This window comes from Pseudactinotalea sp., from assembly GCF_048594945.1.
Classification (GTDB): Bacteria; Actinomycetota; Actinomycetes; order Actinomycetales; family Beutenbergiaceae; genus Pseudactinotalea.
In genome coordinates this window covers 1-6,841 of the sequence record NZ_JBMDXJ010000195.1, presented here as the reverse complement: position 1 = coordinate 6,841, position 6,841 = coordinate 1, and the positions used below count along the sequence as shown (strand labels likewise).

Here is a 6,841-nt window from a genome sequence, read left to right as displayed (position 1 = left end):
CTCCCCCGTCTCGCTGGTGCCCAGCCCGAGGTCGGCGACGAACCCCACCAGCTTCTCCCAGCTGGTCCGCCCGACCAGCTCGTGCACGAGCGAGGTGGGCAGCAGCGCGGGAACCGCGAGTACCTGCAACAGCCGGCGGGTCCTGGGGTCAGGGAGATCGGCGAGCAGCATTCTGATGAAGCGGTCCACCAAGCCCTGGTCGATCTGCACGCGGTCGTCGACCACTCGGATGGGTTCGGCCATGACGATGCGCAGCAGCGCCGGCCAGCCGCTCAGCAGCGTGTTGAGCTGCTCGGCAGCCGAACGGGTGAGGTCGAGACCGACCTTCTCTGCCATCTGGAACGTCTCGCTGGGGTCAAGGCGCAGGTTGTCGCAGTGGAGTACGACGCCGTCGAGCTGCACTGCCTCGAGGTGGATGGGCCGGGGGTGGCGCATGAGCGCGATCACGTGGATCTGCTCGTGCTGGCTCGCGAGGGCGCCGAGCTCGGCGTCGACCGTGGTGCCCTCGACCCGGTCCAGGTCATCGACCACCAGCACAAGCCGCCGCTTACGGCGGGCGAGGGAGCGATCGAGGGTGTCCCAGTCGCCGTCTTCGAGCGTGGCATCACGGAGGCGCCGCGCCACGGTCTCCCAGAACTCGGTGGGCGTCACCGCACGGTGCGGCAGGTTCACCCACACCACATCGAGGCGATGATCCTCCTCGCTGCGCAGCAGCCAGGAGGCGGCTGCGGTCTTGCCGAACGCCCGGGGTGCCTGCAGCACGGTGATCGGCGGCAACGCGTCGGCCGCGAGCTCGAGCAACGCGCGCGGCGGCACGTAGCTTCGGGGCAGTCGGGGCAAGCCGCGGATGCGTGCGTCGACCGCGACCCGGGCGGCCTCCCCTGGCCGGAGCATCGTGACACCGGTGCTCACGAGCCTCCCCTTCGCGTTCCGATCGCGGCGAGCGCCTCGGTGCGGCTGCTGACGCCGAGCTTGCGGTAGATGGCGCGCAGATGCGTCTTGACCGTGTTGACGGACAGTCCGAGCTCGCCGCCGATGCCGACGGGCCCGGGGTGAGACTCGAGGGCACGGAGGATCTGGATCTCGCGCGCGGTGAGCGTGGGCAGGTCGCTGGGTTCCGAGGCGCTCGGTGCCGTGGCTACTGCGGCGTCGGGGCTGTGGCTGCGCGGCCCTGGCCAGAGCGCGACGACCTTGGGATCGTTGCCGGCGAAGCCGTCGAAGAGGAATCGTGGCATCAGTAGGAACGGCCTGCGCTGCCCGATCCCCTGCGCCATGCGGACCGCGTGCCGGAACGCCTCGCGCGCAGCTGGCTCGTCGCCGGTGGCGTGATAGGCGCTCGTGAGCACCACCTGACACTCCACGGTGGTGCGCCAGGAGCGCTGCGGGATGGCGATCGCCTTGTTGGCGGCAGCCATGGCTTCGGCGTAGCGCCTCGCCGCGAGCGCGACCTTGGCTTCAGCGGCCCAGGCGATCGCGGAGCCAGGAAACCTGGCGACGACCTGGTGCGCGACGTCGACCGCGTTGTCGGCGATGAGCAGTTCGACCAGTTCCGAGGCAAGAACCACCTCGATGAGCGAGCCGCGGGAGACGTGGCGCATCGCTGCGCGAACCTCGTTGGACATGCGTGAGATCTCGGAGCGTTCGCCGCTGAGCACGGCGTAGTGGGCGCGCGCGAAGATCGTCGAAGCCCAGAGGTCGTCGCGGTGCCCGGGTTCGGTGAGCGCTGCGACGGCCGCGCCCGCGGCCGGGTCGGCCATGTCGGTGAGGGCGATCGCGCGGGCGAGCTGGGCGGCGACGAGGGCGATGTCGCGACCGTCGACCTCGCGCACCTGGCCGAGTCGGTCGATCACACCGGGATCCTCCAGCCAACGCATCGCAAGCTCGGGCTCGCCCTCGAAGGCGTGGCTGAGCGCGAGGCCGAGTGCGGCGAGCTCGACGGTCTCATCGGGCCCGCCCCCCACCAGGCCGAGCGTGCGGGCACGGTTGAAGGCGTAGCTGGCGGCGTCGAGGTTTCCCACGAGCAGGCAGGTGATCCCCCACTGCATCAGTGCGAGCGACTCCTCGACGCTCGTCCCCACCGGTGCGTTGAGGTGCTCCGAGAGCTCGGCGGCGAACGCCGATCCACCGTCCACGCTGAACGGCGAGGAGTCCGCGTTCGGTGCGGCGTGCAACTCGTTGAGAGCGATGCGCAGGCGCGGCTCACGCGCCGCGATCTCGGGCGGGAACTGCTTGGCCGCCTGTACCAGGACCACTGGGCTGGTCGCGAGCAGCGTGGACCACTCGCGTTCGATGATCTGGAGGGCGGTGTCGTACTCCTGCGCCTCGATGGCGTGGATGAGTACGCGGCCGAGGTCTCGCGCTCCGGCAGCGACCTCCATGAGGGTGTGGTGCACCTCGCGCACGGTGTCCGGTTCGAGCTCGCGACCCAGCCTCAGCAGCGCGGCCCTCACAGCAGGCGCGTAGGAGTACATGCGCCCGTCGCTGGTGCGGTTCTCGGCGAGCAGCCCAGCGTTCCGGAGGTTGCGGAGGATCCGCAGCGTCATCGACGGCGCCACGAGTTGCGCCATCTCGGAGGTGAACCGCTCCGGGATAGCGGTGCGCAGCAGGAATGCGCGCACACTGGGGAAACGGAGGTCGGTGATGAGGTTGACGATGTAGTCGTCGACCAGCCCCGCGTTGAACGTGCCTGTCGTGCCGTGCTGCACGAGGCCGGCGCGGATGGCGGATGGCCATCCGCCGGTGTCGACAGCGATCTCCTCGGCTTGGTCGAGGGTCATGTCCACGTTGAGCCGCTGCGCCAGGGCGTGCACCATCTGGCCAGTCATCTTGAGGTCGTCTGGCCCGAGCACCACGCCGTCGACCGAGAGCATCCCGGTGGTCTCGAGCGTGCGATAGGTGCGGGTACCGATGACGAGATCGATGCCGTCGTTCTGTCGGACGATCTCCACCAGATCGTCGTCGATGCTCGCCGCACCGTCGTCGAGACCCGCCTCGTGGAAGTCGTCGATGACCAGCAGCAGGCGGCCCGGGTGCTCCACGAGCGTACTCACCACCGACCAGCGATCGTCGCCGCGATCGGTGACCGGCAGCCCGTTGCTGTCGAGGAAGGCCCGCAGCTCGCGCCAGAACCCGGGGAGCTCGTTCGAATCCTCGGTGAGGACCAGATAGAGGACGGGGACGCCGTCGTCCAGCTCGGACAACCAGCGCCTGATCGCCGACGTCTTGCCGTAACCACGAGGGCCGCGGAGCACCGCGAGGGGACGGCGGGACCGCAGCGCGGCGAGGACATGCTCGGGCACCTCCGCGGCCGCAACCGACCGGCCTCGGGGCGCGGGAACTCCTGGCGTGTCCGCCGGCAGAACGCCTGTCCCCATCGCTTCACCCCCCAATCACCCCGCTGAGCGTGGTTGCGCAGCGGTATGGGCCCGACGGTGCATGATAGTCCGCGTTGCGGACGTGGGGTGAGAGGGTTGTGGAAAACCTTCGCACGTCACAGACCGCGGCGGGCCATCCCGGATGTGGCCCCGTATTCTGTGGCGACCGTTGTTAAGGGGAACTGTGCCGACAACATGGACGCTTGAGGATCTCTACCGAGGGATCGCTCGAGGCTGGAAGGCGCTAGCGATCGCCATCGTCGTCTGCCTGCTGGCGGCGCTCGCAGCCTTCCGTGTCTATCCAGAGCGATACGCCGCCGCCGCGGTGCATACGGTCGAGCCGATCAGTGTGCTCTCCACCGGCTCGAGTTTCGCGACCGTCAACATGGACACAGAACAGATCGTGGCGACATCGACCGGGGTCCTCCAAGCAGCGGCAGACGCGCTGGATGACGGCACGACGGTCCGTCAGCTCATGGATGCGACGCAGACGGAGGTCCCGCGCGGTTCACAGGTGCTCCGCTTCATCGTGACGACGTCGAGCCCTGCGTCGTCTGCCGCATGGGCCAACGCGATCGCCTCGGCATACGGAACCCAACGCGCCGATGCCGCTCGTGACGTGGTGCAGCAGACATCCGAGGAGCTCCAGAGCACGATCGACGAGCTTCGGGAACGCCTGAATGCGTCCGACGAGGGCTCACCGGAGTACGCGGCCACCGAACTCCAGCTCGAGGCTCTCATTGCTGAGCAAGCGCGCTTGCTCTCGACCCCGTTCTACTCGGGAAGCCTGATCACACCTGCCGTCGAGCCGGGAGGCTCTGAGCGACCCTCGGTCCTGGTGTTCGCCGCTGGAGGCCTCTTCCTGGGATTGTTGCTCGGGGCGTTCGCAGCGCTGCTCTGGGACGGTCATTTGAGGCGGCGAAAGCTCGAGTCCGCTTCACCGATGACCTCGGCAGATCCGGCGCCGAGGAGACACGTACGTGGTGCGGCGGCACGACCTGCGTTCCGGAAGGTCGCAACGATTGATTCGGTCGAGCGCGCCCCAGGGCGAGCTCGGACCGTGCCGCTCGGATCACCGCAGCACGACTCGTCGGAGGGCGACGGAGATCACTCGCCGCGCCTTGAGAATCAAGCAAGCGGAGACAGTCGAGCCGGACGAGGGCTGCCCGCCCACCGTCGTCGGCAATCAAGACGTCGCTGAGTTGCCCGACTCCTCGGCAGCGATCTCCGAGCGCACGAGTCTGGCCTTGCCGCCGTCATGCTCGATGCGCTGACGGCGAACCGCCCGAATCTCGACCTCGCCGTGCAGCAGTCGTCCGAGAGTCGCGCAGACCTCCGCTACCGCGTGCTCAGCCAGCGCGATATCCACCCCGGGTACATAGCGGAGCTCAACTGCGTGGTCGGCGTACTGATGGATCTGGAACTGCTGCACCGCGGTCGGCCACTTGTTGAAGAGGGCACTGAAGCCTCCGACGATCTCGGTACCAGTCGGGGTGAGCAGTGAGTCCGCGACGCGACCTTCGATCGCACCGATGCGCGGCAGCGTCATGCCGCAGCCGCAGGTTCCTGCGAGCGCCCGTGAACGATCGCCGATCGCGTATCTGATCAGCGGGAAGGCGCGGTTCGTGAGATCCGTGACGGCGACCGCGCCCGTCTCGCCAGCGGGCACTGGCAGGCCCGTGTCGTCGACGATCTCGAGGTGGCGGATGTCGGCCTGCACGTGCAGGCCGCTGCGTTCACGGCATTCGGCGGCCATCCAGGGCACCTCTGCCGACCGGTAGGTGTCGTAGACCGGGGCTCCCATGACACGCTCCATGAACTCGCGCTGGCCCGGGTGCAGCACTGAGGAGGTGACCGAGATCGCGTGCGGCGCGGCAACTGTCATGCCACGGTCCTGCAGCCGCTTGGCGAGCGCGACGACGCCCTCGACATAGCCGACCATCAAGCGTGGGCGGACACGTCGGCAGTCGCGCAGGAAGCGATCGACGGCTGCATCGTCCATGTCCCGGGCATCGAGCAGAAGGTGCCGGGTGGGCCACCAGGTGAGGTACTCCTTGACTGCATCGATCCCAGCATGCTTCTGCCGATAGACGAAGGCGGTGTCGTCGCCGGGGTGGACGCCCCACCACCGGTACACCCGCCACCACATCGCTGCATGCGGTGCGAGCCGGTCGTTGTAAACCACCAAGGGCGAGCCGGTGCTTCCGCCGGTGACCGAGCGCAGGAAGCGCTCGGCAGGGAGCTCGCGCGCACGCATCTCCTCGCCATGGGCACGTACCGCCTCCTTGCGCAGCAGCGGCAGGGCCTCGAGGTTCTCCGGGCGCTCGAGGTCCGCCCGTGTCAGACCCGCCTCGGAATACAACCGGCGGTAGAAGTCCGTCTGCTCGTAGGCGTGCCTCGCCAGCGCCATCGTGCGCTGACGTGCTCGACCCTCTAGCTCGGCCGGCGAGAGCCGCTCCGCCTGCGCGAGGTAGGCAGCTGCCGCGCGTTCCCGGCGCATCACCACTGCGGTCTTCGCGCCGAAGGCACCTCTGTTCAGGCGGGTCCGCAGTCCCAGCTTGCCCGCGCTCGACGACTCCTTCATCGGCTCATGTGGACCAGAGCTCGGCTGCGATCCCCGTGGTGCTGCGGATCGAGCGCTCACTGGAGGCACCGAACACGATCGAGTCGACCTGCCCCTGATCATGCAGCCACCTAAGCGCCTCACGCGGCTGCAACGCGCCGGAGGCGAAGACGCTCATCTCGACCGGACGGAACACCCGCGACTGCAACGCCTGAGCGTATGCTTCCACGCCACCGGACATGCGGAAACCGATCTTGTTGATGTTGGCGCAAACGATCGGGTTCTCGACCCCCACCCGTTCCAGCGCATCGAGCAACATCGGCAGGTTCATCGTGATGAAGCCTGGCTCTGCGTCGTATCGGTCCTTCACATGCTGCGCGAAGACGGCGAACGCCTCGTCGAAGCCCAGGCCGAGCATCAGGTCGGTGACCACGTTCTGCAGGAACACCACCGGTGTCGAGAGCCCGTCGAACATCGCCATCTCAGCATCGATAAGCATCGTCATGACACCCTCGACGTCCTTCGACGCCAGTGATCGGCCGCCTTTGAGCGCAGCGCCGAGAAGCGAGGAGTTCGGCAGCGACTGCCGTACCGCCCCAAGCATGCCGTGCTCGGTGACGGCATTGGCGTACTTGTGGGCATACGGCATGCAGGGGTAGAAGCGGTAGCCGGCGTAGCGCTCCGGGTCACGGCGCATGTGGTCACAGACCTCACCCACGCGCTCGTGGGTGGTGCACATGAAGGTTCGGATGCCGTGATCCAGTGCGGTGTCGATCACCTCAATGATCGCGCTGGTGTCCTGGAACTGCATCGACTGCGCTCGCGCACGAGCCTCCGACATGTGATTGACGCCGAAGAACTGGTTGTCGCCGAGCAGAAGGAGGTCCATCTCGTGCCCGCTCAT

General features: G+C 67.9%; 4 protein-coding genes. All 4 read right to left on the bottom strand.

Translation table 11 applies throughout. The annotated features are described in order from the left end of the window. Nucleotides 1-912: AAA family ATPase (locus tag ACOJSN_RS08585; RefSeq protein ID WP_420112079.1), on the bottom strand; the 912-nt coding region annotated here is incomplete at its 3' end. Then, nucleotides 909-3,374: a LuxR C-terminal-related transcriptional regulator gene (locus ACOJSN_RS08580; RefSeq protein WP_420112078.1), complete on the bottom strand. Its 2,466-nt coding sequence runs from the start codon at nucleotides 3,372-3,374 to the stop codon at nucleotides 909-911. The genes ACOJSN_RS08580 and ACOJSN_RS08585, both read right to left, overlap by 4 nt. 1,186 nt (nucleotides 3,375-4,560) lie before the next feature. After that, nucleotides 4,561-5,958 carry a phenylacetate--CoA ligase family protein gene (locus ACOJSN_RS08575; RefSeq protein ID WP_420112077.1) on the bottom strand — a complete coding sequence of 466 codons (1,398 nt, stop codon included), beginning with the start codon at nucleotides 5,956-5,958 and terminating at the stop codon, nucleotides 4,561-4,563. A 4-nt stretch (nucleotides 5,959-5,962) separates the two neighbouring features. Further along, nucleotides 5,963-6,841, bottom strand: an 879-nt coding sequence (locus tag ACOJSN_RS08570; RefSeq protein ID WP_420112076.1) for a hypothetical protein, incomplete at its 5' end; no start/stop codon positions are given.

What these genes read in the sequence shown, in the direction of transcription:
- ACOJSN_RS08580 (WP_420112078.1), bottom strand. Translation starts at nt 3,374, where the DNA reads ATGGGGACAGGCGTTCTGCCGGCGGACACGCCAGGAGTTCCCGCGCCC.
- ACOJSN_RS08575 (WP_420112077.1), bottom strand. Translation starts at nt 5,958, where the DNA reads ATGAAGGAGTCGTCGAGCGCGGGCAAGCTGGGACTGCGGACCCGCCTG.